General features: G+C 46.1%; 22 protein-coding genes. 13 read left to right on the top strand and 9 right to left on the bottom strand.

The genetic code is table 11. The features are described 5' to 3' along the window. Window positions 1-76: 76 nt before the first annotated feature. The 4 genes from rlmB to H8S84_RS09485 all read right to left on the bottom strand — a co-directional run bounded on the left by rlmB (window position 77) and on the right by H8S84_RS09485 (window position 5,918). Window positions 77-922 carry a 23S rRNA (guanosine(2251)-2'-O)-methyltransferase RlmB gene (gene rlmB / locus H8S84_RS09500; RefSeq protein WP_187067080.1) on the bottom strand — a complete coding sequence of 282 codons (846 nt, stop codon included), beginning with the start codon at window positions 920-922 and terminating at the stop codon, window positions 77-79. After that, window positions 892-2,133, bottom strand: a complete 1,242-nt coding sequence (locus H8S84_RS09495; protein ID WP_230407122.1) for a GWxTD domain-containing protein — start codon at window positions 2,131-2,133, stop codon at window positions 892-894. The genes rlmB and H8S84_RS09495 overlap by 31 nt, the downstream gene beginning before the upstream one ends. 91 nt (window positions 2,134-2,224) lie before the next feature. Next, the gene (locus tag H8S84_RS09490; protein WP_187067079.1) at window positions 2,225-5,179 is read right to left on the bottom strand and encodes a glycosyltransferase family 117 protein; all 2,955 of its coding nucleotides are present in this window, start codon (window positions 5,177-5,179) and stop codon (window positions 2,225-2,227) included. A 124-nt stretch (window positions 5,180-5,303) separates the two neighbouring features. Continuing rightward, on the bottom strand, window positions 5,304-5,918 hold the full coding sequence (locus H8S84_RS09485; protein WP_187067078.1) for a T9SS type A sorting domain-containing protein: 615 nt from the start codon (window positions 5,916-5,918) through the stop codon (window positions 5,304-5,306). A 495-nt stretch (window positions 5,919-6,413) separates the two neighbouring features. Between H8S84_RS09485 and H8S84_RS09480 the strand changes: the two genes are divergently transcribed. Together H8S84_RS09480 and H8S84_RS09475 are read left to right on the top strand one after the other, a co-directional pair. Then, a complete protein-coding gene (locus H8S84_RS09480; RefSeq protein ID WP_187067077.1) occupies window positions 6,414-7,919 on the top strand; it encodes a T9SS type A sorting domain-containing protein in 1,506 nt (501 codons plus the stop codon). A 118-nt stretch (window positions 7,920-8,037) separates the two neighbouring features. Further along, entirely contained in the window at window positions 8,038-8,616 is a 579-nt protein-coding gene (locus H8S84_RS09475; protein WP_187067076.1) for a YceI family protein, read from the top strand. On the opposite strand, the gene H8S84_RS09470 is transcribed toward H8S84_RS09475, so the two are convergent. Beyond that, on the bottom strand, window positions 8,613-9,362 hold the full coding sequence (locus tag H8S84_RS09470) for a biotin--[acetyl-CoA-carboxylase] ligase (RefSeq protein WP_187067075.1): 750 nt from the start codon (window positions 9,360-9,362) through the stop codon (window positions 8,613-8,615). The two genes, H8S84_RS09475 and H8S84_RS09470, sit on opposite strands and share 4 nt — an antisense overlap. Before the next feature lie 51 nt (window positions 9,363-9,413). Here H8S84_RS09470 and rsfS point away from each other — a divergent pair, with 51 nt between their 5' ends. The 5 genes from rsfS to H8S84_RS09445 all read left to right on the top strand — a co-directional run bounded on the left by rsfS (window position 9,414) and on the right by H8S84_RS09445 (window position 14,212). After that, complete coding sequence (gene rsfS / locus H8S84_RS09465; protein WP_187067074.1) at window positions 9,414-9,788, top strand: ribosome silencing factor; 375 nt, start codon at window positions 9,414-9,416, stop codon at window positions 9,786-9,788. A gap of 61 nt (window positions 9,789-9,849) precedes the next feature. Further along, window positions 9,850-11,985 (top strand): ATP-dependent zinc metalloprotease FtsH, encoded by a 2,136-nt coding sequence (gene ftsH / locus H8S84_RS09460; protein WP_187067073.1) that lies wholly within the window; start codon window positions 9,850-9,852, stop codon window positions 11,983-11,985. Between the two features lie 8 nt (window positions 11,986-11,993). Then, on the top strand, window positions 11,994-12,647 hold the full coding sequence (locus H8S84_RS09455) for a LutC/YkgG family protein (protein ID WP_187067072.1): 654 nt from the start codon (window positions 11,994-11,996) through the stop codon (window positions 12,645-12,647). Then, on the top strand, window positions 12,631-13,401 hold the full coding sequence (locus H8S84_RS09450) for a UDP-2,3-diacylglucosamine diphosphatase (protein ID WP_187067071.1): 771 nt from the start codon (window positions 12,631-12,633) through the stop codon (window positions 13,399-13,401). Before H8S84_RS09455 ends, H8S84_RS09450 begins: the two co-directional genes overlap by 17 nt. Continuing rightward, window positions 13,391-14,212 carry a hypothetical protein gene (locus H8S84_RS09445; RefSeq protein WP_187067070.1) on the top strand — a complete coding sequence of 274 codons (822 nt, stop codon included), beginning with the start codon at window positions 13,391-13,393 and terminating at the stop codon, window positions 14,210-14,212. Before H8S84_RS09450 ends, H8S84_RS09445 begins: the two co-directional genes overlap by 11 nt. On the opposite strand, the gene H8S84_RS09440 is transcribed toward H8S84_RS09445, so the two are convergent. Further along, window positions 14,213-14,542: a DMT family transporter gene (locus H8S84_RS09440; protein WP_187067069.1), complete on the bottom strand. Its 330-nt coding sequence runs from the start codon at window positions 14,540-14,542 to the stop codon at window positions 14,213-14,215. 97 nt (window positions 14,543-14,639) lie between these two features. Here H8S84_RS09440 and H8S84_RS09435 point away from each other — a divergent pair, with 97 nt between their 5' ends. Then, window positions 14,640-15,428, top strand: coding sequence for a CPBP family intramembrane glutamic endopeptidase (locus H8S84_RS09435; RefSeq protein WP_187067068.1), 789 nt, complete (start codon window positions 14,640-14,642; stop codon window positions 15,426-15,428). An 11-nt stretch (window positions 15,429-15,439) separates the two neighbouring features. Here H8S84_RS09435 and H8S84_RS09430 read toward each other — a convergent pair whose 3' ends face one another. Beyond that, entirely contained in the window at window positions 15,440-16,309 is an 870-nt protein-coding gene (locus H8S84_RS09430; protein ID WP_187067067.1) for a GNAT family N-acetyltransferase, read from the bottom strand. 175 nt (window positions 16,310-16,484) lie between these two features. Here H8S84_RS09430 and H8S84_RS09425 point away from each other — a divergent pair, with 175 nt between their 5' ends. Next, window positions 16,485-17,642 carry a zinc-dependent alcohol dehydrogenase gene (locus H8S84_RS09425; RefSeq protein WP_187067066.1) on the top strand — a complete coding sequence of 386 codons (1,158 nt, stop codon included), beginning with the start codon at window positions 16,485-16,487 and terminating at the stop codon, window positions 17,640-17,642. A gap of 159 nt (window positions 17,643-17,801) precedes the next feature. Next, window positions 17,802-19,073: a glycosyltransferase gene (locus H8S84_RS09420; protein ID WP_187067065.1), complete on the top strand. Its 1,272-nt coding sequence runs from the start codon at window positions 17,802-17,804 to the stop codon at window positions 19,071-19,073. Here H8S84_RS09420 and H8S84_RS09415 read toward each other — a convergent pair. Next, window positions 19,070-20,497, bottom strand: a complete 1,428-nt coding sequence (locus H8S84_RS09415) for a lipopolysaccharide biosynthesis protein (protein ID WP_187067064.1) — start codon at window positions 20,495-20,497, stop codon at window positions 19,070-19,072. The two genes, H8S84_RS09420 and H8S84_RS09415, sit on opposite strands and share 4 nt — an antisense overlap. A 335-nt stretch (window positions 20,498-20,832) precedes the next feature. Here H8S84_RS09415 and ricT point away from each other — a divergent pair, with 335 nt between their 5' ends. The 3 genes from ricT (at window position 20,833) to H8S84_RS09400 (ending at window position 24,139) form a co-directional block, all read left to right on the top strand. After that, window positions 20,833-22,359, top strand: a complete 1,527-nt coding sequence (ricT, locus tag H8S84_RS09410; RefSeq protein WP_317175436.1) for a regulatory iron-sulfur-containing complex subunit RicT — start codon at window positions 20,833-20,835, stop codon at window positions 22,357-22,359. Continuing rightward, a complete protein-coding gene (locus H8S84_RS09405; protein WP_187067063.1) occupies window positions 22,352-22,831 on the top strand; it encodes a gliding motility lipoprotein GldH in 480 nt (159 codons plus the stop codon). Before ricT ends, H8S84_RS09405 begins: the two co-directional genes overlap by 8 nt. 189 nt (window positions 22,832-23,020) lie before the next feature. Continuing rightward, a complete protein-coding gene (locus H8S84_RS09400; protein WP_187067062.1) occupies window positions 23,021-24,139 on the top strand; it encodes an endonuclease/exonuclease/phosphatase family protein in 1,119 nt (372 codons plus the stop codon). Window positions 24,140-24,192: 53 nt separating this feature from the next. Here the strand turns inward: H8S84_RS09400 and H8S84_RS09395 are convergent, their stop codons facing one another. Further along, the gene (locus tag H8S84_RS09395; RefSeq protein WP_187067061.1) at window positions 24,193-24,384 is read right to left on the bottom strand and encodes a cold-shock protein; all 192 of its coding nucleotides are present in this window, start codon (window positions 24,382-24,384) and stop codon (window positions 24,193-24,195) included. Window positions 24,385-24,450 lie beyond the last annotated feature (66 nt).

The raw sequence follows: 24,450 nt of genomic DNA, 5'->3' as shown, positions 1-24,450 counted from the left end.
TAAAAATCAAAAAGGCCGGAAGATACTTTATACTTCCGGCCTTTTATATTCTGCTTATTAAGAATAAATACAGCGTTTATCTAGGTTCTAGGCTGCCCAGGCTGGAGTAACCACTCTCGCGCAGGCGCTGGCTCATTGCTTCGTAAAGTATAATACCCGTAGCCACCGATACGTTTAACGAGCCAATCTGCCCCATCAACGGAATACGCAGACGCACATCGGCACGCTTCAGGTACTCTGGTGATATACCGTCTTCCTCGCTGCCCATAATGATCGCTGTAGGCCCCGAAAAATCAACGGCAAAATCTGTGATCATGTGCTCAGTTTTTTCGGTACAGGCAACTATCTGGATACCGTAGTCTTTCAGGTAGTCGATGGTATCTTTCAGGTTAGGCTCGCGACACACCGGTACCAGATTAAGGGCACCAGCTGATGTTTTCATGGCATCTGCGTTTACCTGCGCACCGCCTCTGCTTGGTATAACAATAGCATCTACTCCCATACACTCGGCATTACGGGCAATAGAGCCAAAGTTGCGCACGTCTGTAACGCGGTCAAGTATAAGCAACAGCGGAGTTTTGCCGTTTTCAAACAGTGAAGTTACAATTTCAGCTAGTGGTTGGTACGTGATCGGCGAAATTAACGCAACGGCACCTTGGTGGTTTTTGCGTGTAAGCTTGTTTAGCTTCTCCAGAGGCACAGATGCAACTGGTACATCATGGTTTTTAGCCTCCGCTATTATCTCGTCTGTGGTTGGGTTATTGGTACCGCGCAGCAGGAAAATCTTCTCCAATGTTTTTCCGGCCAGCATTGCCTCCAGGATGGGGCGCGAACCGAAAATCATTTCTAATTTTTCTTCTTTGGGTGCTCTGGGGCCACCGTAGCGGTTGCCTACAAATTGTCTGTTATTCCTGCTCTCCATTTTGCTACTGTGCTGTACCAGCTTTCCTCGTAATCGCGGTGCCGTACCAGCTCATAATGATTTTCGGTAAAGTTATCCCCTTTTTTATTAAAAACGAACTTAATGTATGGGCTCGCCTCCGCCTCCCGGTAAATCCAAGTCTCGGTGTTGCCAGTCTGGCTCATTGTGCTTGGTTTTCCAAATACAATGTAGATCATCCCCCTATCTGAGGTCCAGCCGGGCTTGTGGCAGGTAAAAAGCTTGTTTGCTCTCTCTACTCTACTATAGTATGTCCGAATCAGTTCGCGTGCAGTGGCTTTGTCGCCGGCTACTTTTAACCAGAAGTTATCCACTGCCTCCTTCGGGTTACTGGTTCTGAATAACGCCTCCCTCTCTGTAGAGGTAGTGATATAGATAAGCGGTTGAAGCAATTCTTGCGCCATGGTAATTTGCGGATAAGCTCCTTTTTGCACGAGCAGACTTTTCGCAAACGCTGATGAAGGCTCAAGTACGTAAAGCCCTTCTTTATTAAATTTAATTGTATCGCCAGTGCTGTAATGTAAGGTATCGGCTGCATTCATTGGCAATGCCATTGGCTCCTGGCGCGTAGACATAGGGGGCAAAGCAGGGGAAAACTCGGTGTTGTAATAATGGATATTTACTGGGTTGTTTTGTGTGCCGTACTGTTTTATAAATAGCTTTTCGGAGGTGTTAGCGTACTCTTTTGTTATTGGCTTGTCATCACTTGCCTTAACCAGCAAATAATTCTTATCCAGCATCTGTGCCTTTAGCGGTACTCTAAATCGCACTGCCATGCGCTCTTGCCCAACCAATGCCTGCCACAGCCTTACATGCAGAATATTAGGTTCTGTTACTACACTTGCTGGCAATGCAAACGCTATATGCAGCTCTCCTTCAACATCTGTTATTTTACGCGATGGCTTCACAAGCGAATCGGCAACAAGCACTTTGTCGCGGTCAGAGAGGCCTGTTTTTACAAAATACTCTACTGCAGTAGCAGACTGTAATACATCCATGACTTCCTGCTCGTCTTCAAACTTAAGGTGCACGTGCAGGCTATCGTTGGCTTCATAAAAAGTATGTTTCATGGCAATCTCCGGCACAACAGGCCTTACCACAACAGGTTGTAAGCGTGTAGCCTGGGGAGTTCCGCATGCATGTAAGCCTAAGAGTATAAGCAGCAAGGCAAAAGGTAAAGGTATGCGTGTCATTTACAGCAATTTTTCTTTAAAGCCCAAAAACAAGAAAGCCAGGCACTTTGTAGGCACCCGGCTTTCTTTACTGTTTAATGCTGTATTTTGTTTAACGGCGCATGCGCTGCAGGTACTGCATAAACTGTTGCTGCAACTGTTGGGCGCGCTCATTCATGCCCATTTCTTCCGCAATACCGATTAACTGCTGCAGGATGATCATGTTTGTTTGTATCTCCATATCAAACAATGAGCCTTTAGCAAAATAGTAATCTAGGGACTTCGTTGATTTTTTGATCAGCGAGTCCATTATTTGATTGGCTCTCTTCTCGTCACCAACAGCGTCAAATAATGTAACAAACTGTGGTGTATAATAATCGTATGGCACTGACTCCTCCGGTAACACCTTGAAGCAATACTCCAGTACCTCTTTAGCACGTGCTGTATTTCCATCTTCCAGGTAGGCTGCGGCAAGTCTGGCGAATTTGTCACGAGCATTGGCTGAGAAACGGTAATAGTTCTCATCATAGAAGATGTCCTCCCTGTCAAAGTTACGGAAGCTGAACTCCTTCATCATGTTCTCATACATTACCTCCTTGTTCACATAGCCCTGGCTTTCTTCACCTGAAGTTTTAACAGGCACTATTCTGTAGGCCAAACCTTCTAACTGGAAGAACTCCGACAAACCAATAAAGTCAGCACTATTAACTGTTGTGGAGAAGTATACCGGACGCTTCCAGTCGTTTGTAGCCAGCAGGTCCAGCATAACCAGGTGCTTCTTCTCAAGTATAGATTTGCTGATGCTCCACTGCATACGGTCCAGAATTTCACCTTCTTTCTCCTCTGGCACTATGTTCATGGCATCAACTTTCGCCTTGTCTATACTTAAAGAGAAAGTTTTAGTAGGGAAGGTAAGCAGCGTAGTACCTGGGCCATACTGCGCTTGAAGCGCCGGATGGTTTTGCTTTACAAGGCTTATGTACTGCTTCAGGTCTATACCTGCGGCAACCTGAGGGCGCTCTACATAAGGCAGATAATCGTTTGTGCCCTGGCGGTAGTTCTCGTTTTCAAGAGACAATGGCCAAGGCTCAGACTCATACGCCTGGCGCTTCATTTGGTCAATATACCAATCGGTGTTCAGATAGCTAAGTACAGCTACCCGCACGTCGGTACGATAACCCTCTACCTCCTGCACATACCACAGCGGGAAAGTATCGTTGTCGCCGTTTGTGAAAAGTATGGCATTCGGCGCACAAGAGTCAAGCAGGTTTTTGGCTGAGTCTACAGAGTGGTAACGGTCTGAGCGGTCGTGGTCGTCCCAGCCCTCGGCTGCCATTACACCCGGAACAAGTAAACCAAGAACAGTAGCGATACCTGCCGCCGCCTGGTTGTTCTTAACACCTTTACGCAGCAGTTCTGCCAGCCCCATTACGCCTAAGCCAATCCAAATGCTGAATGCATAGAACGAGCCGGCAAATGTATAGTCACGCTCACGTGGCTCTACCGGCGGTTGGTTTAAGTATAAGGCAATGGCAATACCAGTAAAGAAGAACAAGAGGCCTACTACAAAGGCATTTCGCTCATCTTTTCTCACCTGGTAAATCAGGCCAAGTATACCTATCAGCAGCGGAAGCAAATAGAAGCAGTTACGGGCTTTGCTCTCGAGCACACGCTCAGGCGCGCTTGGATCAGCCTTTCCAAACCAAAGTACACCGGCATGCTGAATATCGCTTTCGCGCCCTGCGAAGTTCCACATGAAATAGCGCCAGTACATGTGCCCTAACTGATAATTAAGCAGGAAGCTGATGTTCTGCCCGAAAGATGGCATTTGCCCTTCGCGTAGGTTAACCCACTTTTTGTACTCATCTATGTGTTGCGGATTATCGCTGTAGATACGCGGCAACAAGGTTTTATCTTTGCTGTCGTAGATTGGCTCTACCCCACCTGGTGTAGCAATGTATTTATCCTTGCCTTTAACATATCGCGGCGCTTTCTCTTCCTGGTCTACTGGCTGCGCATTGTACTGCGGCCCGTAAAGCAGTGGCCTGTCGCCATACTGTTCGCGCTTCAGGTAAGAAACAAAGGTCAGAATATCATCAGGATCGTTTTCGTCGATCGTTGGCTCATAAGATGATCGTATTGGAATGATCATGTAGGAAGAGTAACCAATCAGCACGAATATAAAGCATAGAATTGCTGTGTTCAGTACACGGTTGTTATGCTTGATTGATGTACGAAGTCCGTATACAATGGCAGCAATAAGCAGCACCAGGAATACAATCAGACCAGAACCAAACGGCATTCCTAGGTCATTCACAAAGCGCACCTCAAACCAGCCCGCCACAGATGGCAAGCCAGGTATCACGCCCCAAAGTATAGCCACCACGATAACAGCACTAATGGCAAAAGCGATTACCCCACCCCAGAATGATGGCCTGTATAACCTGAAATAGTAAATAAAAGCCAGCGCAGGGATGGTAACAAGGTTCAGCAAGTGTGCACCTATCGAAAGACCTACTAGGTAAGCAATAAGCACCAGCCATTTGTCTGAGTGTGCCTCTCCCACTTTGGCTTCCCAGCGCAGAATTGCCCAGAAGACTATAGCCGTGAAGAAAGACGACATAGCATATACTTCGGCCTCTACTGCTGAGAACCACGCTGAATCGGAGAATGTATAAGCCAGTGCACCTACTGCACCGCTACCCATAATCAACAATACATTGCCGCGGGTAGGCTCAGCCCCTTCTTTCACCATCAGCTTGCGGGCAAGTATGGTAATGGTCCAGAACAGGAAAAGCACTGTAAAAGAGCTGCACAGCGCAGAAAGCAGGTTAACCCACCATGCCACCTGAGCCGGGTCGCCGGCAAACATAGAGAACATACGTCCTACCAATAGGTAGAAAGGAGCTCCCGGAGGGTGCGGCACCAGTAATTTGTATGAGCAGGCAATAAACTCTCCTGCATCCCAGTAGCTGGCTGTTGGCTCCAGCGTTAGCACATATACTGTAGTCGCGATCAAAAACACGACCCAGCCCACGAGGTTGTTTATCTTACGATAATCCGTCATAGCTTTCTTGATTGAGCCCCGAAAATAATAAATAAATCGTAGGGGCTTAGCAATTTTAAGGGTTAGTAACAAAAAAAGCCGGCCTGGTGGCCGGCTTAGTATCTTTGGGTAAGCCTATTTATACTTATTTCTGAAGCACAAGACGCTTAGTCTCAACTGTTTTATCGTTTACCAGCAGGCTATAGAAGTAAATTCCAGAAGGCAGGCTTGTCATGTTCAGTTCTACCTCCATTTTCTCGGCTGGCACCAACTCATGCACGCTAAGCACTTTTCCAATGGTATTAGAGATTCGGATCTTATAGTTCTCCTGTCCGCCAGGCAGGTTAAGCGAAAGCTTGGTTATACCTCTCGATGGATTTGGATAAGCGTTGATAGACGGCATCTGCTTGATCACACGCGAAGGCGCAATAGAAGACAGCGAAGCGAAGCTCACTGTTGCAAACATGCTTTTGGTGCCACGGTTCTCCACCACATGAAACTCTTTGCTAACGGCTGAGGCAAACAGCTTGGAGCAAGTATGCTCCTCCTCGTTACGAACAAAGGCAGGACGTGCGTTCTGGGCAGAGACACTCAGCTGAGCGCCTTTCTCCTGAATCAGCTTCCAGTTAGTGGAGCCGCCTTTATAAGTAGGTTCTACGCCTTCATTCGCAGACTGTCCGGTTGTTGCATTGGCTGCAAAACCCAGCAGGTGCGAGCTGATAAGGGTAGCTATAAAAAACAGTTTTGTAAAATTTTTCATAAGGGTGTCTCGATTTAGATTTATGGTCTACTCTGACATTCAAGTCAAAGATAGCCTAAAAAGCCAGAAGTCTAAATATAATTTTTAAAATATTTAGTAAGGCAGCGTCTACTTTAACTCAACTGGCTTTTCTATCACTTTCAAAAATGATGCCTGATAAGCTAAAATGGTTGCATTCATTTTTAATGATTTCTCATACTCCACGCAGCCGCCGCAAAAGCCATTTTATAATTTTACCAATCACACTCTAGTCAAAACAAAAACAACACGAATAAATAAAATTCAATTTAAGCAAACCCAACTCAAGTAGTCTTTTCTGCTAAACAACAACAAAACAAAGGTCTAAAACACCCTTTAAGCCACATTTAATTATACTTAATAAAGATTCTTATTGCATTATTTTAAATGAACTACGTTTTGTGCAACTAGCTAATTAACACCTCGTTAAACTAAACATTAAACAAAACTTAGATTACTATATTGAAGATACTTTACATGAAACGCCATATATTATTATTCGCCCTACTATTTTTTAGCTTACACAGTCTTAGTGCCCAAAGTAACTGCACCCAAACAGATGCCTGTTTTGAATACAAACTGTTAGGCGCCACACGCTTCGACGATGATCATGTTAAACTGATCTACACGGTTAAAATACTGTGCAACAACAATCTGGATTATATTGCCTTTGAGCTGCCGGAAGGCTCTAAAGCCGCCACCCCATCTAACATACTGCAGCAGAACAACGATTATGTAGTACGAAATGGCAGAACCAGCAACCAGGGGCCAAACCAGATAGACACTGAATTTAACTCCATCCAGTTTAACGCCAAGAATACGGCGGCAATAAACAACGGAGAAGAGGACCTTTTTGAGTTCTACCTGACAAATGCCGATTACGATGCGCTGGCAGCAACTGGCATGCGTGTACAAACCCGCACCAGCAACGGCACCATTGGCCAGGTAACTTTTGACCTTAACGCCTGCGCTGCAGTGCCTGCACCCGGCCAGGACCCCGACACTGCTTGTGAGCTGGACTTAAACGATGCGGTTTTTGGCTTTGTTGATGCCATGAACTTCCCTGACGGCACCACCACTATCCGCTTCCTGCTAAAGAACAACACAGCTGCTGATGTGGAACAGGTACTTATAGAGACCCCAGCTACAAACGAGCCTATTGCCGTTGCCAGCGACAACAACGGCAGCGCTTACAAAGCCAAGTATAGCTACAGCACAACCGTGGACCAGGAGGCAAACCTGATCACATTTAACAGCCAGAACACCAAAGGCTACGCAAACGGCGGTACAGATATTTTTGCCGTCACCATCCCGACTGCTCTTTATCAGGCAGATCCGTTTTTCCAGATCACGCTTTCTGCCGGAGGCACCGTGGTAAGCTCAGGCTTAAATACCCAAACATGCGAAGACACTCCTATATCTCCTTTAGCTGTAGAACTGACATCATTTGAAGGTATAGCCACACCAAGCGGCATCGAACTGAACTGGAGCACCGCATCAGAGACAAACAATGCAGGATTTGAGGTAGAACGCAGCCAGAACGGCAAAACTTATACTACTGTGGGCACTGTAGCAGGTGCAGGCAACTCTAACACCGCGCTACATTATACTTACACAGATGCAAGCGCAGAACCGGGCACCAACTACTATCGCCTAAAGCAGGTAGACCACGACGGCACGTTTGAGTACAGTAACACGATAGCGGTTACACAGAGCAAAAGCACAACAACTGACAACCTGTCTGTTTACCCTAACCCGGCAACCGGAAATTATGTGACTGTCGGACTGAAGATAAACAAAGGCAACGGCGCAGCCATACAGATTATGGACATGAACGGCCAGGTGGTATTCAGCGAACAGATGGCAGCCGGTACAAGCAAGTTGGATTTACCACTATCTGAGCTAAAGCTGCCCGGAGGAATCTACATGGTTAAGCTGCACCATGACAACAAAACAGAAACGAAGAAACTGATTATACCCTAAGAATATGGGCTTTGACTAAATAAGCGGGAGTTTGCTACATGACTCCCGCTTTTTCTTCCCAAAACCTGAAACAATACACGGTATAAGCAGTTCATAATAATATAGATACGCCACTTTTATGAAACCGCTTTTAGTGCTGCTGCTAACCTTTTCGCTTTGCTGGCAGGTTAGCTTAGGACAGCAAAATATGTATACCGGCAACGGCCAGGTCACCTTTTCCGCCGGAGCCCCCCTTGACCTGATCAAGGGAACTTCCTCTGAGATAAAGGGAAGTATAAATCCGGAAAATGGTAAAGTATATTTCGAGATACCTGTAAAGTCATTTCAGTTTGCTAACTCCCTGATGCAGGAGCGATTCAATGATAAGTATATGCAAACCGACAGGCACCCCAAAGCAACTTTTAACGGAGAACTGACCAGCTTCAGCCAAAACAGCAAAGAAGTTACTGCCTACGGCACCCTGACCATTCATGGGGTTGCAAAACGAAGAAGTATAAAAGGAACATTGGTAAAGCAAGGGAACAGCTTTGTACTACAGTCGCTGTTTGTTGTAAGCACCAAAGACCATCATATTAACTCGCCCCAGCTTACCAGCGGCTTTATGGCAGAAAATATCCATGTAAACCTGCGCCTGCACCTTACCCCGGAGTATAACCCGGCCCGGATGGTAACCCTGTACCAGAAAAAGAAGCCCTAAATAACGAAGGCTATTTCTTTGAACCCAAAGTACCGGAGTTCGCCTTCGATCTCAACAGCTAGCCGGCCTTCTTCATCTACGCCTAAAATCTGCCCCATCACTGGCCGGTTATCAACCCTGTACGTGTGCTGTTCCTGATAGCGATATAAGGCCTGCAGGTACTCATACTTTAGCTTAGCTGTTTTATCATTTCTTAGTTCCAGGTATCTTTTTTCCAACAACTCGAGCAGCCTGTTCGTAACTTGCTCCAGGTCTAAGGTATAACCTAATACTTTTGCCAGGGATGTGGCCGTTGTATAACCAAAAGCTAACTGGTTCACATTTAAACCAATCCCGACTATACTGTGTTGTAAAGTCAGGCTATTTAGTGCGTTTTCTATTAGAATCCCGCCAAGTTTTTTATCTTCAAAGAATAAATCGTTTGGCCACTTTACCTGCGCGTTTTTCAGGCCTAACTCACGGAGCAGGTCAAGCACGCCCAACGACACAGCCATATTAAGATAAAACTGGTGTTTGATAGCCAGAAATTTTGGCTTAAGTATAACTGATAGGGTTATGTTTTTGCCGGGTTCGGCTTCCCAGGTGTTGCCACGTTGCCCGCGACCCGCAGTCTGGTGTGCCGTAACTACCGCACAGCCTTCTGTGGCTTCATTTTTGATAAGAAGCTGCTGGGCCTCAGAATTTGTGGAAGGGCAAGCCGGCAGAAAATATAGCTGCTGACCCATAAACAGCGTATTAGGCAACATACTTTAACCCAGAATTTAATACTTTTGTACATTCAAATTTAAGTATAGCAAATGAAAGAAACCAAGGTTGAGGCTAATTCAGACATATTGGCAGAACTAGTAGTAAAGGGAATGCAGGAGAAAAAAGCTTCCGATATTGTCATAATTAACCTTAAATCGCTTAAAAACGCCGTATCAGATTACTTCGTTATAGCATCGGCAAGCTCCGATACACAACTTGATGCCATCGCTACTTCTATTGAGGAAGAGGTATTCAAGGCAATAAGACAAAACCCATGGCAAAGTGAAGGCCGCATCAACAAAGAGTGGGTGCTGCTTGATTACGTAGATGTGGTGGCACACGTCTTCCTGAAAGAAAAGCGTGACTTTTATGCACTGGAGGAGCTTTGGGGCGACGCCAGCATCAAACACGTGGAGTCTGTCTAATACATTTGGCCTAAACATTAGGATTTGGCCAATGTTTACATACAACTGAAACTAAACATCAATGGCAGAAAATAACAAAAAAGGCAATAACAAAAAGAAAAAGCCGATTATCCCGAACACACCCCCGCGCCCGACTATGCAGTTGTGGATGTTGGCAGTGCTGATTCTGCTGATCTTCGGGCTTACCTACCTTAACAAAAGCAATTCTTCTGTAGAAACTACCCAACCGGAGTTTGAAGAGATGCTGCTAAGCGGGGATGTTAAGAAACTTAACATCGTAAACGGCAAAACCGTGGAGGTTTTCCTGAAAGAAGAGGCTATCGAGAATGAGAAGTATAAGCCGGACCTGACTGAGCGTGGTACCTTTACCATGGAACAAGGACCGCATTATCACTTCCAGATCATCTCTGCCGAGTCTTTTAAAGAAGACTTGGACAAACTGCAGGCTAACGTTCCGAAAGAGCAGCATGTACCTTACAGTTTGGTAGACCGTACCGGCTTTGCTGACTTCTTCCTGCAGTGGGGCTTCCTGATACTACTGGTATTTGGCTTCTGGTTCCTGATGCGCCGCGTTACATCCGGTGGTGCAGGCGGCCAGATATTTAACATTGGCAAGTCTAAAGCTGCCCTTTTCGACGCTGAGAACAAGGTAAAGATCACATTTAAGGATGTGGCTGGCCTAGAAGAGGCAAAAGAAGAGGTACAGGAGATCGTTGAGTTTCTGAAAAACCCAAGCAAGTTTACCATACTTGGCGGTAAGATACCAAAAGGCGCTTTGCTGGTGGGCCCTCCGGGTACCGGTAAAACCTTGTTGGCTAAAGCTGTTGCAGGCGAGGCCGATGTACCGTTCTTCTCACTATCAGGCTCCGACTTTGTGGAGATGTTTGTGGGTGTGGGTGCAGCGCGTGTACGCGACTTGTTTAAGCAAGCCAAAGCAAAAGCACCTTGTATCATCTTTATCGATGAGATTGACGCTATTGGTCGTCACCGTAGCCGTGGCACTACACCAGGCGGTAACGACGAACGCGAGAACACGCTGAACTCCCTGCTTGTAGAGATGGATGGTTTCGCAACTGACTCAGGTGTAATTATACTCGCAGCTACTAACCGCCCTGATACGCTTGACTCAGCTTTGTTACGTCCTGGCCGTTTCGACCGACAGGTAAGCATAGACAAGCCAGATATTAACGGACGTACCGAGATCTTTGCAGTGCACCTGAAGCCGCTTACGCTGGCTCCTGATGTGGATGCTAAAAAGCTGGCTGCCCAGACACCAGGCTTTGCCGGTGCCGAGATAGCTAACGTTTGTAACGAGGCCGCCCTAATTGCTGCACGCCGCAACAAAAAAGCTGTAGAAATGCAGGACTTTAACGATGCTGTTGACCGCGTAATTGGTGGTTTGGAGAAGAAGAACAAGATCATCTCTCCGGAAGAGAAGAAAATTGTGGCTTACCACGAGGCCGGCCACGCCATTGCTGGTTGGTTCCTTGAGCACGCCGATCCGTTGGTAAAAGTAAGTATAGTACCGCGTGGTGTAGCCGCTTTAGGTTATGCGCAGTACCTGCCAAAAGAGCAGTTCCTTTATACTACCGAGCAGCTGATCGACGAGATGTGCATGGCCCTTGGCGGACGTGCTGCAGAGGACATTGTTTTCGGCAAGATCTCTACAGGTGCTCTAAGTGACCTGGAGCGTATCACGAAGATGGCTTACAGCATTGTAACCATGTATGGTATGAACGCTAAAATCGGCAATGTTTCGTTCTACGATTCCAAGCAGTCTGAGATGACGTTTAACAAGCCATATTCTGAGGCAACTGCCGAAACAATTGATGAGGAAGTTCGTCAGATTATCAATTCTGCTTATGAGCGTACAAAAGCGCTATTAAGGGATAAATTTGATGCTCTTGAGATTGTTGCAAAAGAGCTACTGGAGAAGGAAATCCTATTCCAAAGCGACTTAGAGCGTTTAGTAGGCAAGCGTCCTTTTGAGGCGCTTACTACCTACCAGGCGCATACTTCAGGAACTGACAGAAGCCAGACAAAGAGCGAAGTGGAGCAAACACACCCGGTAGAGCTTGGACAGACAGAGCATCCTGAGCAGACAGAAGGATCAGTGCCGGGTACTCCGCTGGAGGGCAATGGCAACGGTAATTCTCATGCCGAACAAGAGGACAATATAAACTCGAGAACAGCTTAGTAACAAGCATGTACGAAGCAAAATCAAAAGAAATAGTATTAAGAAGAGTAAGAGAGGCGCTGGCTAAGTCGGCGCCTTTTCTGCCTCCTACCCCGGATTTCACCTCTCCGCTGCACACACCCATTGCACTGGAGGATTTATCAGTGGTATTTGCTGAGAACTTCATCAAAAACGCAGGTGTTTTTATCTACTGCGATAACGAAGAGGCTTTTTTTGACCAGCTGTACATCTACAAAAAAGAGCAGAACCTGCAGCACCTGTACGTTTGGGAGCCTAACCTGCAAAATGCGCTCCACCATGCAGGCATTGAGTTCTCTGCAGATCAAGATGGCTTCGTGCGCGATGCGGAAGCCAGCCTTACCACCTGCGAATCCCTGATCACCCGCACAGGTAGTGTACTTGTGAGCTCTGCGAATGCCGGTGGCCGCCGTTTAAGTATTTACCCGCCAACACACATGGTGGTAGCGAAAGCCAGCCAGTTGGTACCGGATATCAAAGATGGCCTGCAGCGCATTCGGGATAAGTATAAAGACAACTTTCCTTCTATGGTATCAATGGTGAGTGGCCCGAGCCGCACAGCCGATATCGAAAAAACATTGGTAATGGGCGCACATGGCCCTAAACAGCTAGTACTTTTCCTGATTGATGACCTTCCGCATTAACAAGTTAGAGTCAGGTAAAAAAATATACTTTGCCTCCGATTTCCATTTAGGCGTACCCAATGCCGAAGCCAGTCTTGCACGCGAAAGAAAAATCGTGAAATGGCTGGATATGGCAAAGCAGGATGCCGCCGCCATACTTTTGCTGGGCGATATCTTCGACTTCTGGTTTGAGTACAGGCATGCTATTCCGAAGGGCTTTATCAGGCTACAGGGGAAACTGGCAGAGATCACAGATGCAGGCATACCAGTATACTTTTTCACGGGGAACCACGATATGTGGATGTTCGATTACTTTCCGAAAGAGCTGAACATTCCTATACTTCGTAAACCTATCTCCACAAGTATAAACGGCCATACTTTCTATATTGGCCACGGCGATGGTTTAGGTCCCGGCGACCATACCTATAAAGTGCTGAAGCGCGTTTTTGATAACAAAGTATGTCAGTGGCTTTTTGCGCGTGTTCATCCGAACCTGGGCATTGGTGTAGCCAATATGTGGTCTAGAAGAAGCCGCATCAGCAATATCAAAAAAGATGAAGCCTATCTAGGTGAAGACGAGTGGCTGGTACAGTACTGTAAAGAAGTAGAAGCCGACAAACACCATGACTTTTATGTGTTTGGTCACCGCCATTTGCCATTAGATGTACCCATTGCAGAAAGCAGCCGCTACCTGAATCTGGGAGAGTGGGTCAATTTTTGCACGTATGGTGTGTACGACGGAGAAAACTTTGAACTAAAGACCTTTGAAGGCTAAAAATCACATAGCTATACTTGTACTGGCGTTGCTTACGGCACTAGCCCCGGCTTTTGCGCAGGAAGCAGTGCTGCCTCTTAAACTAAAGTATAGCCACAGCATAGCCGTTACCTCCCCTACCACCATCTCCAAAGACCGCAACGGTAATATTTATTTTCTGGCGCCTAACCGCAGCCTGCTTAGGATAGACTCTTTAGGAAATGCTTTAGGCACCTTTTCGCCGCCATCGCGGGGCCGCATTGCCAGCATTGATGCCTGGAACCCCATGAAAATCCTGCTGTTTTACGAAGACCGTCAGGAGCTATTTCTGCTGGACAGATTCCTGCGCCCTATCGGCAATACAACCCTGCGGGATATTAACTACAAGGGCACAGCCAAAGCAGCAGCCCTGGCCTCTGATGACAGCTTCTGGCTTTTTGATGAAACAAACCTTACGCTAAGCAAGCTGAACATGCAGCTACGCCAAGTAACCATCGAAACCCCGCTAAACCTGATCCTGGAAAAAGAGCGTTTTAATGTAAAGCAACTGCGGGAGTATCAGAATATGGTGTACCTTCTGGATGCCAACGGCATTTTTGTGTTTGATAACCTGGGCAACTACAAACGAAAGCTGCCTATAGCTGGCGTAGATTATATCAATTTTATGGGTAATGAGCTATACTTTGTAAAGGCCGGGGTACTGCATTTTGTGAACCTTTATACTTCCGAAACACGAACTTTGCCACTCCCTAAGCCATACATAACTGCTTTAGCCAGCGAAGGGCAGCTATACTTATTCAATACCAGAGCCTTGGATATTTACACCTGGTAGTTATTTAGCTCCCGAGAAAACCTTCAGCCCTATTACACCCACAATAATTAAAAGTATACAGAAAATTCTGATAGCGTCGCGCGGCTCGTTCAGGAACACGATACCAAGTATGGCTGTGCCAGCGGCTCCAATGCCGGTCCAGATGGCATAGGCTGTGCCCAGCGGCAAATGCTTCATAGCCTGGGCAAGCAACACGAAGCTCAGGATCATTACCACCACGGTAACTATACTTACTCCCAGTTTTGTAAAGCCTTCGCTATACTTAAGCCCAAAAGCCCAGCCAATCTCACAGATGCCGGCCAGTATCAGGTATATCCACGCTGTATTCATGCTTATTGTTTAAAATGTAAATATAGCTACTTCTGATGAGCCACCTTGGCAAAACCCTCAGAAAGCAATTATATTTGCTTCTAGCTAACTACTAACTATGAAAATCGCCAATCCTGTATTACACAGCAGCACCACAAGTATAATTGCTGGTTTCGCTGCGCTCTTCGCTGTTTATCACTCCCACGAGTTCTTTCAATCAATGGCTGTTTCGGCTGTAGCCATGCTCTCGTTTGTAGTTGTGAGCTATGCAGTGGCCAGGGCACAAAAGCTGGAGGGATTACAAAGCTGGGGCTTAGGTCTGCAGCAGCAGTGGTGGGCAAAGCTTTTGACAGGTATGGTTTTAGGCTCTTGCTTTGTGGGCTTGTCAACGGGTGTCTCAATTTATTTAGGTTATGAGCGGATTACCGAAACACCCGGAGCAGAAGTTTTCTTCGATAAGATCTGGTGGATCATGTTCATGACCTTCTGGCCATCTCTGGCTGAAGATATCCTTACCAGAGGTTACCTGTTTAAGCATTTAAGCAAACGTATGCCTGCAAATGCATGGGTATTATTTTCTGCGGTGGTGTATGTGCTAAACCATATCTGGCGCCTGGCAGATCACCCCTCCGTGCTGACGTACTTATTTATACTTGGACTTGTACTGGCAACAGCCATGCAGCTAACAAAGTCGCTTTGGTTAACGCTGGGTATACATTGGGCGTCAAATATTGTTTATTACATTACTGTGGATATTTTCCCTACAGAATCAGTCGTAGTTGGCTATCAAAGTACTTGGATACTAGCAGCTTCATACTTTGTACTACTGTGTGCACTTCTAAGTTTTGGGGCAATCCGAAAGAAAGCCAACCATTACACACATAATCCAGCTACTGAAGTAGCTTAGTTCATTCTTGTTTATGTAATCGGCACCTGCATCTCATACTGACTCAGGATGAGCTTAAAGTAACGCTGCTTAAGATATGAAATCACGCCTGTTCCCTTGGTATCAATGTTAATGCACATGAGGGCCGGTGCCTGAATTTGATTAACCGCCTCCCGCAACAAAGCTGTACTTACGCCATTACACCGGTGCTCTTCTTTCACAGCTAACTGTGCCACAGCTCCATTTTTCGGGTAAAAAATAATGTAGCCACAAAGGTGCTGTTCCTGGTTGCGTGCCTCCAGTATCACGTTATCGTTTCTGCTGCGTTTGATGGCGGCAATCGTGTTTTGCCAGGTAGGGGCAATATCCCAGAAGCTTCGATATTCTTCCCACGCTGGCTTTACGGATTTCGCGATACTGATATTTTCTGGTGCATCAGCCCTTAGCAGTAATTCCTCCTTTCTTACCCTAAAGCAGTCCAGAGAGCGGGTTCTTTGCATACCTATCCGCTGGTAACTTTTCAATGCAGCTGTGTTCCCCTGTATCACTTCCAGTAAGCAAACCTCAATCCCAGACTCACGCAACTTGGACATTAGGAACATGTACATTTGCTGCGTTAACTTATGCCCTCTGTAGACAGGCACTACACCTGTTCCTGCGTTATAGGCTGTTGGCTTACCCTGCCACTCCCCTACGCCGGTAAGTATAAATCCTGCCATATGTTCTTTGTAGAAAGCACCCACACAAAAGCCCGGCTCTATTCCTTCGCGCTGCAGCTTTGACTTAAATTGTTCCGCATTCAGCTGTATCGGCACAACATAGTCAGCAAATGCTTTCAGAAACGTTTGGTGCAGCAAGGGCATGTCCTGTGCCTTTAGTAAAGAGAAGCGAAAATCTGTCATTCTGTATTAAATGCTGACGGTATACCTTATGATTAATCTATGCTTCATATCCTACGGCTCTTATGCTTTTCTAATCCCAGTGCTTCAAACTTCATAACTAGTTTTCTATTAAGACGTTAGTTATTTTATTCAGAAGCCCAGCCTGCTGGGTTATACTTAACAAACACCACAAACTATGAAAGCACTTGTTTTTCACAAAATTAACGACGTACGCGTTGAAACAGTAGACGACCCACGCATAGAAGAAAGCCGTGACGCTATTATCAGAGTTACTTCCACAGCAATTTGTGGATCAGACCTGCACATCTTAGATGGTTTTGTACCACAAATGAATAATATGGTTTTGGGCCATGAGTTTATGGGCATCGTGGAGGAAGTTGGACCAGGGGTAGGCAACCTCAAAAAGGGAGACCGTGTGGTAGTGCCTTTCCCGATTGCCTGCGGCACCTGCTACTTCTGCACGCATCAATGGCCAACCCAATGCGAAAACTCTAACCCAATGTACGGGCCTGATGGTGGCTTTTTATCAGAAAAAGGAGCTGCGCTTTTTGGCTACACAGATTTATACGGCGGTTATAGCGGAGGCCAGGCAGAATATGTAAGAGTGCCTTATGCAGATTATGGTCCGCGCCTGGTGCCCGATGGGTTAACCGATGAACAAGTGCTTTTCCTGACAGATATTTTCCCGACTGGCTGGGCCGCCGCCGACTGGGGCAGAATTAAAGGCGGTGAAACAGTGGCCATTTTTGGTGCGGGACCTGTCGGTATCATGGCTGCAAAATCGGCATGGCTCATGGGTGCCGGAAGGGTGATAAACGTAGATGTGCAGCAGTACCGTCTGGACATGGCAAAAAAAGCAGCAAACTCCGAAACTATACTTTGGCAGGACCAGGACCAGGTAGTAGAGATAATAAGAAGTATGACGGAAGGCCGAGGAGCAGATGTATGTATTGATGCCGTTGGTATGGAAGCAGATCGTAGTTTTCTAGATAAAGCCAAAGCCGTTATCAATATAGAAAAAGGAACACCAAAAGTGTTGGAAACCTGCCTGAGAGCCGTTCGCAGAGCTGGTATTGTGAGTGTGGTTGGTGTATATGGATCCGCCTTCGACAACTTCCCAATTTACCGCTGGTTTGATAAAGGCGTGACGCTTATGGGTACCCAGGCTCCTGTACAGATATACATTGACCACCTGATGAAACTGGTGCAGGAAGGTAAAGTTAAATTAGATGACATTATTACTCATACCCTACCACTCGATCAGGCTGCACACGGCTATGAGATATTTAAAAAGAAAGAGGACAACTGTGTGAAGGTAGTTTTAAAGCCTTAGTTCAATTTCTAAAGCATGCAAGGGAGGCAATTGCCTCCCTTTTCTTTTTGACGTTTCACCTGCCAAAGTGTGTATTGCTATTGCTTCAGCATATTTACGAAGTATAAATCCTAACTACCTGATTGCACTGAGCAAGGCAATTTGCTAATTTAGATGCGCATGAAGCTCAGAATTGCCTACTCTATCAGTTTTTTCCCAGCGCTTTCAGAAACGTACCTTCTAAACCAGCTGGCACCTTTGTTTGAAGAGGGCCACGATGTAACGATATTTTCTACCGGACAGCCTGAGAACTGGACCAGGCACGCTGTTATCGAAAAGTATAATATGCTTTCTAAAACAGTTTATCGCCCTCATATCCCCAAGAGCAAAGTTAGAAGACTGGCTAAAGCACTAAAACTATTGCTGGCGAACTACCGACACGCCAAACACCTGCTGCAAACGCTCAACTTTATAAAGTATGGCAGGTACGCCCTGAACCTGGATTTCTTCTATGACACTGTTCCCTTTCTAGGTCATAAGCAGTTTGATGTGGTACACTGTCATTTTGGCCCTAACGCCATTAAAGCACTTAATTTAAGAGAACTGGGCTTGCTGCAGGGTGAGCTGATTACTTCCTTTCATGGATATGATGTAAACCATAGAGAGTTTCTTTCTAGGCAAAGTCATGCATCAAGAAAAGGGTTGTATAAAGACCTTGCAAAGGAATGCAGGCTTTTTACTGTTAACTCACATTATACGAAGCAGAAGGCAATTAACCTTGGCATACCGGAAGCCAACATCGCGTATTTACCAGTAGGGTTAAATACAAAAAAGTTCTCTCCAGATAATAACAGAGGCAGCAAACATCACATACCTACCATACTTACCGTAGCACGCCTCACTGAGTTCAAAGGGCTCAAGTATAGCATTGTGTCTGTTTCGCAACTTCTACCTACTTATCCAGACATTCGTTATCACATACTTGGCGAAGGCGAACAGCGGCAGGAGCTAGAGCAGCTTATAAAAGAGCTTAAACTAACCCAGCATGTATTTTTACATGGTGCCGCCACACAGGAGCAGGTTCTGGAGCATTACAACAATGTTGATGTTTTTGTTTTAGCTGGGATTAAGGCAGTAAACGGAGAAATAGAGGCACAGGGGCTGGTGGTGCAGGAGGCTCAAAGCATGGCGTTACCATTGGTTGTTACAGATGCTGGTGGCATACCCGAAGGAATGTTACCTGGTAAATCTGGCTTTGTGGTAGAGCAGAAAAACGCAGCAGCCATTGCCGATAAAATAGATTTCCTGTTGAAGCACCCTGAGACTTGCAGGCAAATGGGCAAGGCAGGCCGTGCTTACGTTCAGCAAAATTTTGATAACCATGTGCTGCACCAAAAGCTGATGACTTTGTATTACAGCCTTCTTAAGGATAGGCCACGAAAAAGCCGCTAGCTACTCCAGGCTAAACGCTTTCCAAAGTATAGATATCCTATACTTGCCCCAGCACCTAGAAAAGCTGTAAGTATAGCTTTATACTCCAGGTCGACATCTTTTAGCAGGTATACCGCCAGCAACGCCATAATATTTACCAGCAGCCACAGCCAGGGATGATAATTTACTTCAGCAATCTGCTTATACTCCTTTAAGGCATAACCAGAATATCCCATGTACATTAAAGCGACAAAAGTGGTAATAGCCGCCGCCTCAATGCCAAAATAGGGTATCAGTATCAGGTTTAAAATAACATTACCTACACCAGCCACAGTAGATATTTTCCAAAGTACTCCAGTGTGCTCACGGTACGACAGCAGGTTAACAGCTCCCAGGTACATGGGTTTGTAGTTGTATCCCATCATCAGTATGATGGCCAACGGGTAAGCCTGCTGTAATTCGCTGTTCCTGATCAAAAGTATAAACAGTTCCTTCAGCCAGAGGCAAAGTATAAACGTTACCCCAAGAAAGAGCAGCTGTAAAGCAAAGGTCATACTTCTTGCCTGTCTGGCAGCCTCTATATCTTTACCGGATTTAGAATAATACTGCAAATAAAAAGGCGATGCGGCCTGCACCACTGCATTAGACGCCGCCATAAAGTATAATCCAAAACTAGACGCTATGTTGTAAAGACCTATTCGCGGCACAGGTACCTTCAGTAGGTCCAGCACAAGTCTGTCAGAAGTATCAAGTAGGAAAAAAGAAAAGTGATGCGGAATTATGGGCAGCGATATTTTTAAAGATTGTCGGATGCGCGGCCACTTAAAGTTAAATATGGGCCACATCTTTTCCTTTAGATACATGGGGTAACTGTAATACACAAAGCCGATCAGTGCACCGGCAGCGTTGGCATAAAACCACCCCATGTAGCCCATTCGCAGGTAAGCAATCGTATAAATGTTGAGCCCAACAGTAGCAACACCCACTACAAACGATCGTATTGCAACTGGAACCGGCCGCTGCGAAATCAGGAACAAGAGCGTACCTTGATATTCTGTTACCCCAAACAGTACAACCGGCAGCACATTCAGTGCAAGCAGCTCCCAACGATTTACCATGGCTTCCTCCGGAATAGCCCACCAAAGTACAGCAGTAAGTAAAACTCCGTTTGCCACTGCCCACACAGATAAGAAGCCATGCAGTTGCCGCCACACCCATTTATAATGATGTGGGTGCTTCGCAAAACTGTTTACCATCACCACCGATAGTCCCAACGATATTAACGTATTCAAGGCTACGACATAAGCTGTTATCACGCCGCCCACACCATAATCTACAGTCGTGAGATAGGGTGTAATAACCGGTAGCGCAAGTATACCCGCCAGCCGGGGCACCTGTGCTGCCAGTCCGTAGATCGCCGCATGTGACAGTAGCTTCCGAAACATCCCTTAAAAATATACTTTAATTCGCTGCCTTTCTCCACGCCTGCAAATTTTTCGTATTTTACTGCCTTACTTGTGCTTGCTAATAGGGCCGGTTAAAATTAATTAGCTCTTTCTGCTGTCAGCATAAGTTGTACTTTTAGGAGGAGCAAAAGCAAAAGCCTAAAATTTTAGTATATTTGTTAATTAACAGTTTTAGAAAACAAGAATAGCCTGGCTATTATAAGGAGATATATAAAGTGGGATGTAGTTCATGTTCTAGTGGCGGATGCGGCACCAAACCCGGTGGCTGCAAAAGCAACGGCGGATGTAGCACGGGTGGCTGCAACCGTTTAAACGTGTTCGACTGGCTCAGCGACATGGAGTTACCGGTATCGTTTGAGGAGTTTGACATAGTTGAGATAAGATTTAAAGGAGGTCGCAAAGACTTCTACCGTAATACAAACAGGTTAGAGCTTATAACCGGCGATGCCGTGGTAGTGGATGTGCCAAACGGGCATCACATTGGTTTTGTATCATTAAAAGGTGAGTTGGTTCGCCTGCAGATGATGAAAAAGAAGGTAGACAACAACGAAGAAATTCGCAGCATCTACCGCATTGCCAATGAAAAAGACATGGAGAAGTTTAACGAGGTAAGAGACCTTGAAGGCACCACCATGTACCGCAGCCGCGAGATCATTCAGCAACTCGGGCTTAGAATGAAGCTCTCGGATGTGGAGTACCAGGCTGATAAAAGCAAGGCTACATTCTATTACTCAGCCGATGACCGTGTAGACTTCCGTGACCTGATCAGAAAACTGGCCGAGGAGTTTAAGGTGCGTATTGAGATGCGCCAGATAAGCTTGCGCCATGAGGCAGGTCGCTTGGGCGGCATAGGCTCGTGCGGTCGTGAGCTTTGCTGCTCTACCTGGCTTACCGATTTTAAGAGCGTTTCTACCACAGCGGCGCGTTACCAGAACCTTTCGCTTAACCCGAGCAAGCTTTCGGGCCAATGCGGCAGGCTTAAGTGCTGCCTTAACTATGAGTTGGAAACCTACATGGATGCCCTGAAGGATATCCCGACGGTAAACCGACCACTGCAGACGCAACAAGGTGATGCCATACTTCAGAAAACGGATATCTTTAAGCGCATGATGTGGTTCGGCTACAAGGGAGACAACAACTGGTATGCCGTTCCAGTGGAGCGTGTGCAGGAGATACAGGAGCTGAATGCCAAAGGCGTTGCCGTAGAAACATTGTTGCTGGTGCCGCAGGAAGAGCCGAAGCAGAACGAGTTTGTAGCGCAGGTAGAAGGTAGTCTGGAGCGCCTGGACGACAAGTTTAAGAGCAAAAAGAAGAAAAAGAAGAAAAAGAAAAAGCCTGCTGGCGCACAGCCTGAGCAAGCTGTAACAGAAGTTCCTAAGCAGCAGAAAGAACGATCTGAGAAGAAGCAGGAGCAACCTGAGCGTGGCGAAAGAAGCGATGAGCAGAAACCGCGCAAGCAGAAGCCTTTCAAGAACAAAAACAAAAACCGTGAGGACCGCGAGAACCGTGAGCCGCGTGGCGAGGGTAAAGAACCTAGAGAGGCTAAAGCGCCCCGCGAACAACGAGAACCTCGTGAAGGCAGAGAGCAACGTGAACCAAAAGAAGCACGTGGACCACGCGAACTGCGTGAGCCAAGAGAACAGCGTGAAGGCAGAGAGCCTAGAGAGCGCCGGGAGAACAGGCCACCAAGGCCTCCTAGAGCTGAAGGGCAAACTGGTAATGCCCCAGCCGCCGGGGAGGAAAGAAACCCTGACCAGAGGCCAAAGAAGCGCAACAGAAAGCCTTTCAGAGGAAAGAAGTCTGACCAAGATGCTAACAAACCACCGCGCAACGATGCATAAAAAACTAGTGTTGTGGGCTGCTGCCTTACTGTTTGTTATAACCAGCTGCGACCCAGCCCGCGTGTACGAGCAGAATGTAGAGCTGCCTGATAGTAACTGGCAGATTGACAACGCCCCTGTTTTCGAGTTTGAAATTCAGGATACTACTAAAGTATATGATGTATATTTTAATGTGCGCTACAACCTGCAGTACGACTTTTATAACCTGTACTTGCGCCACGAGCTGCTAGGTCCGGATGGAGCTGAGGTATCTACTAAACTGCACGAGTTATTGCTGATGGATGCCAAAACAGGCAAGCCTTTGGGTGATGGCTCCAGCGATACATTTGACCTGCAGGCCTTGGCACTTGATAACGTAAAGTTTAGCAAGCAAGGCAAGTATAAACTGAAGCTGACGCAGTACATGCGCCGCGACCCGCTGCCGCATATTTTAGCTGTTGGCGTGCGCGTTGCCGAAAATAAAACAGAGTAGCACTAAAAGATCCTACTATAAAAGAAAAAGCCCTGCGTATATATGTGCGTGGGGCTTTTTCTTTTGCAGCAGTTCTGCATAGCAATAAATTAGCCTCTACTTATAAGTATTGCACAGGTGTGTTAGCAACAAAACCTGTACGGTATAAGTATTCACAAACACGCAACACATATAAGTACCACAGCAAACATGAAGTCCGCTCTTATAATATTTGGTTTTATTTTTACACTCTTCTCTATACTTCCATTTATCAAATCGCCGCTTTGGTGGATCAGGGTATTGGACTTTCCGAGACTGCACGTTGCTGTTTTCCTCACTATCATACTTGTAACCTATATATTGTCATTCGGATTAGGAGGCACTACAGAAAAAGTCATGCTGGTTGTGTGGTTTTTAGCTATCGTCAACGAGATAAGGTATGTATTCTGGTTTACTCCTGTTGCCAGGGTAGAGGGGTTGCGGACTGAGCAGAAGCATCCCGCCAATGCTTTTACCATAATGATTGCAAATGTACGGATGGTGAACAAGCAACATCAAAAATTTAAAGAGCTTGTACTGCTGGAAAATCCGGATATGCTCATCATGAACGAACCAGATGAGGCTTGGCATGAAAGTGTGAGAAAAGAGTTTGATGCGCATTTCCCATATTCTATCAAAAAACCACTAGACAATACTTACGGTATGCTCTTCTGGAGCAAGTTTAAGTTACACGACAGTGAAGTAAGGTTTCTGGTTGAAGATGATATACCTTCTTTCTACACTGTTATAGAGCTGCCTAACGGCAAAAAATTTGACTTGTTCACTGTGCATCCACAGCCCCCGCGTTTAATGCTTAATACAGAAACACGTGAGGCGGAACTTCTTATGGTGGCACGACAGGCAAAAAAAACCAACTACCCAAGTATAGTAGCTGGCGACCTGAATGATGTGGCATGGTCAAGCACAACAAAGCTATTTAAGAAAATAAGCGGGATGCTGGACCCACGTGTAGGACGCGGTTTTTACAACACCTACAATGCCCTTGTGCCCTTCTTCCGTTACCCCTTGGATCATGTTTTTTACGACCCGGAATTTAGGCTGCTTAGCTTAAGGAGATTGAGCAAATTCGGTTCCGACCACTTCCCTATTGCTATCAGCCTTAACTATGAGCCGTTGAACGGAGATGAGCAGGAAGCGCCAAAAGCAGACTGTGAGGATAAGGAAGAAGCAAAGGAACTAATACAGGAGGGCCTAGAGAAAGGCGAAGAGCGTAACCAGGAAAAAAAGGAGAACGGTGAACAGAAAGCAGAAAAAAAACCCGCTCACTAAGTGAGCGGGTTAAAATAGATGAATGATGCCTTGCGGCACTATATATTTACAACTTAGATTTTCTCTACGTTGATTGCATTCAATCCTTTTTTGCCATCCTTAACTTCAAAAGATACGCGGTCGTTCTCACGAATTTCGTGTACCAAACCAGTCTGGTGCACAAAGATGTCCTGGTTTGTATCATCAGCAACAATGAAACCGAAACCTTTTGATACGTTGTAGAATTTTACTTTACCTGTCTTCATTACGAAATAAATTAATTAATAAGGCAAAGGTACATATTCCTTTTAAAATTACTAGCAACTACAAAA

It is taken from the genome of Pontibacter cellulosilyticus, from assembly GCF_014306105.1.
Lineage (GTDB): Bacteria > Bacteroidota > Bacteroidia > Cytophagales > Hymenobacteraceae > Pontibacter > Pontibacter cellulosilyticus.
This window is presented reverse-complemented; position numbering and strand designations above follow the sequence as displayed.

Coding starts and splice junctions, on each gene's coding strand:
- H8S84_RS09440 (WP_187067069.1), bottom strand. CDS start 14,542: ATGAATACAGCGTGGATATACCTGATACTGGCCGGCATCTGTGAGATT.
- H8S84_RS09405 (WP_187067063.1), top strand. CDS start 22,352: ATGCATAAAAAACTAGTGTTGTGGGCTGCTGCCTTACTGTTTGTTATA.
- H8S84_RS09400 (WP_187067062.1), top strand. CDS start 23,021: ATGAAGTCCGCTCTTATAATATTTGGTTTTATTTTTACACTCTTCTCT.
- H8S84_RS09450 (WP_187067071.1), top strand. CDS start 12,631: ATGACCTTCCGCATTAACAAGTTAGAGTCAGGTAAAAAAATATACTTT.
- H8S84_RS09470 (WP_187067075.1), bottom strand. CDS start 9,362: ATGTTGCCTAATACGCTGTTTATGGGTCAGCAGCTATATTTTCTGCCG.
- H8S84_RS09395 (WP_187067061.1), bottom strand. CDS start 24,384: ATGAAGACAGGTAAAGTAAAATTCTACAACGTATCAAAAGGTTTCGGT.
- ftsH (WP_187067073.1), top strand. CDS start 9,850: ATGGCAGAAAATAACAAAAAAGGCAATAACAAAAAGAAAAAGCCGATT.
- rsfS (WP_187067074.1), top strand. CDS start 9,414: ATGAAAGAAACCAAGGTTGAGGCTAATTCAGACATATTGGCAGAACTA.
- rlmB (WP_187067080.1), bottom strand. CDS start 922: ATGGAGAGCAGGAATAACAGACAATTTGTAGGCAACCGCTACGGTGGC.
- H8S84_RS09490 (WP_187067079.1), bottom strand. CDS start 5,179: ATGACGGATTATCGTAAGATAAACAACCTCGTGGGCTGGGTCGTGTTT.
- H8S84_RS09485 (WP_187067078.1), bottom strand. CDS start 5,918: ATGAAAAATTTTACAAAACTGTTTTTTATAGCTACCCTTATCAGCTCG.
- H8S84_RS09425 (WP_187067066.1), top strand. CDS start 16,485: ATGAAAGCACTTGTTTTTCACAAAATTAACGACGTACGCGTTGAAACA.
- H8S84_RS09475 (WP_187067076.1), top strand. CDS start 8,038: ATGAAACCGCTTTTAGTGCTGCTGCTAACCTTTTCGCTTTGCTGGCAG.
- H8S84_RS09455 (WP_187067072.1), top strand. CDS start 11,994: ATGTACGAAGCAAAATCAAAAGAAATAGTATTAAGAAGAGTAAGAGAG.
- H8S84_RS09435 (WP_187067068.1), top strand. CDS start 14,640: ATGAAAATCGCCAATCCTGTATTACACAGCAGCACCACAAGTATAATT.
- H8S84_RS09480 (WP_187067077.1), top strand. CDS start 6,414: ATGAAACGCCATATATTATTATTCGCCCTACTATTTTTTAGCTTACAC.
- H8S84_RS09420 (WP_187067065.1), top strand. CDS start 17,802: ATGAAGCTCAGAATTGCCTACTCTATCAGTTTTTTCCCAGCGCTTTCA.
- H8S84_RS09430 (WP_187067067.1), bottom strand. CDS start 16,309: ATGACAGATTTTCGCTTCTCTTTACTAAAGGCACAGGACATGCCCTTG.
- H8S84_RS09495 (WP_230407122.1), bottom strand. CDS start 2,133: ATGACACGCATACCTTTACCTTTTGCCTTGCTGCTTATACTCTTAGGC.
- H8S84_RS09415 (WP_187067064.1), bottom strand. CDS start 20,497: ATGTTTCGGAAGCTACTGTCACATGCGGCGATCTACGGACTGGCAGCA.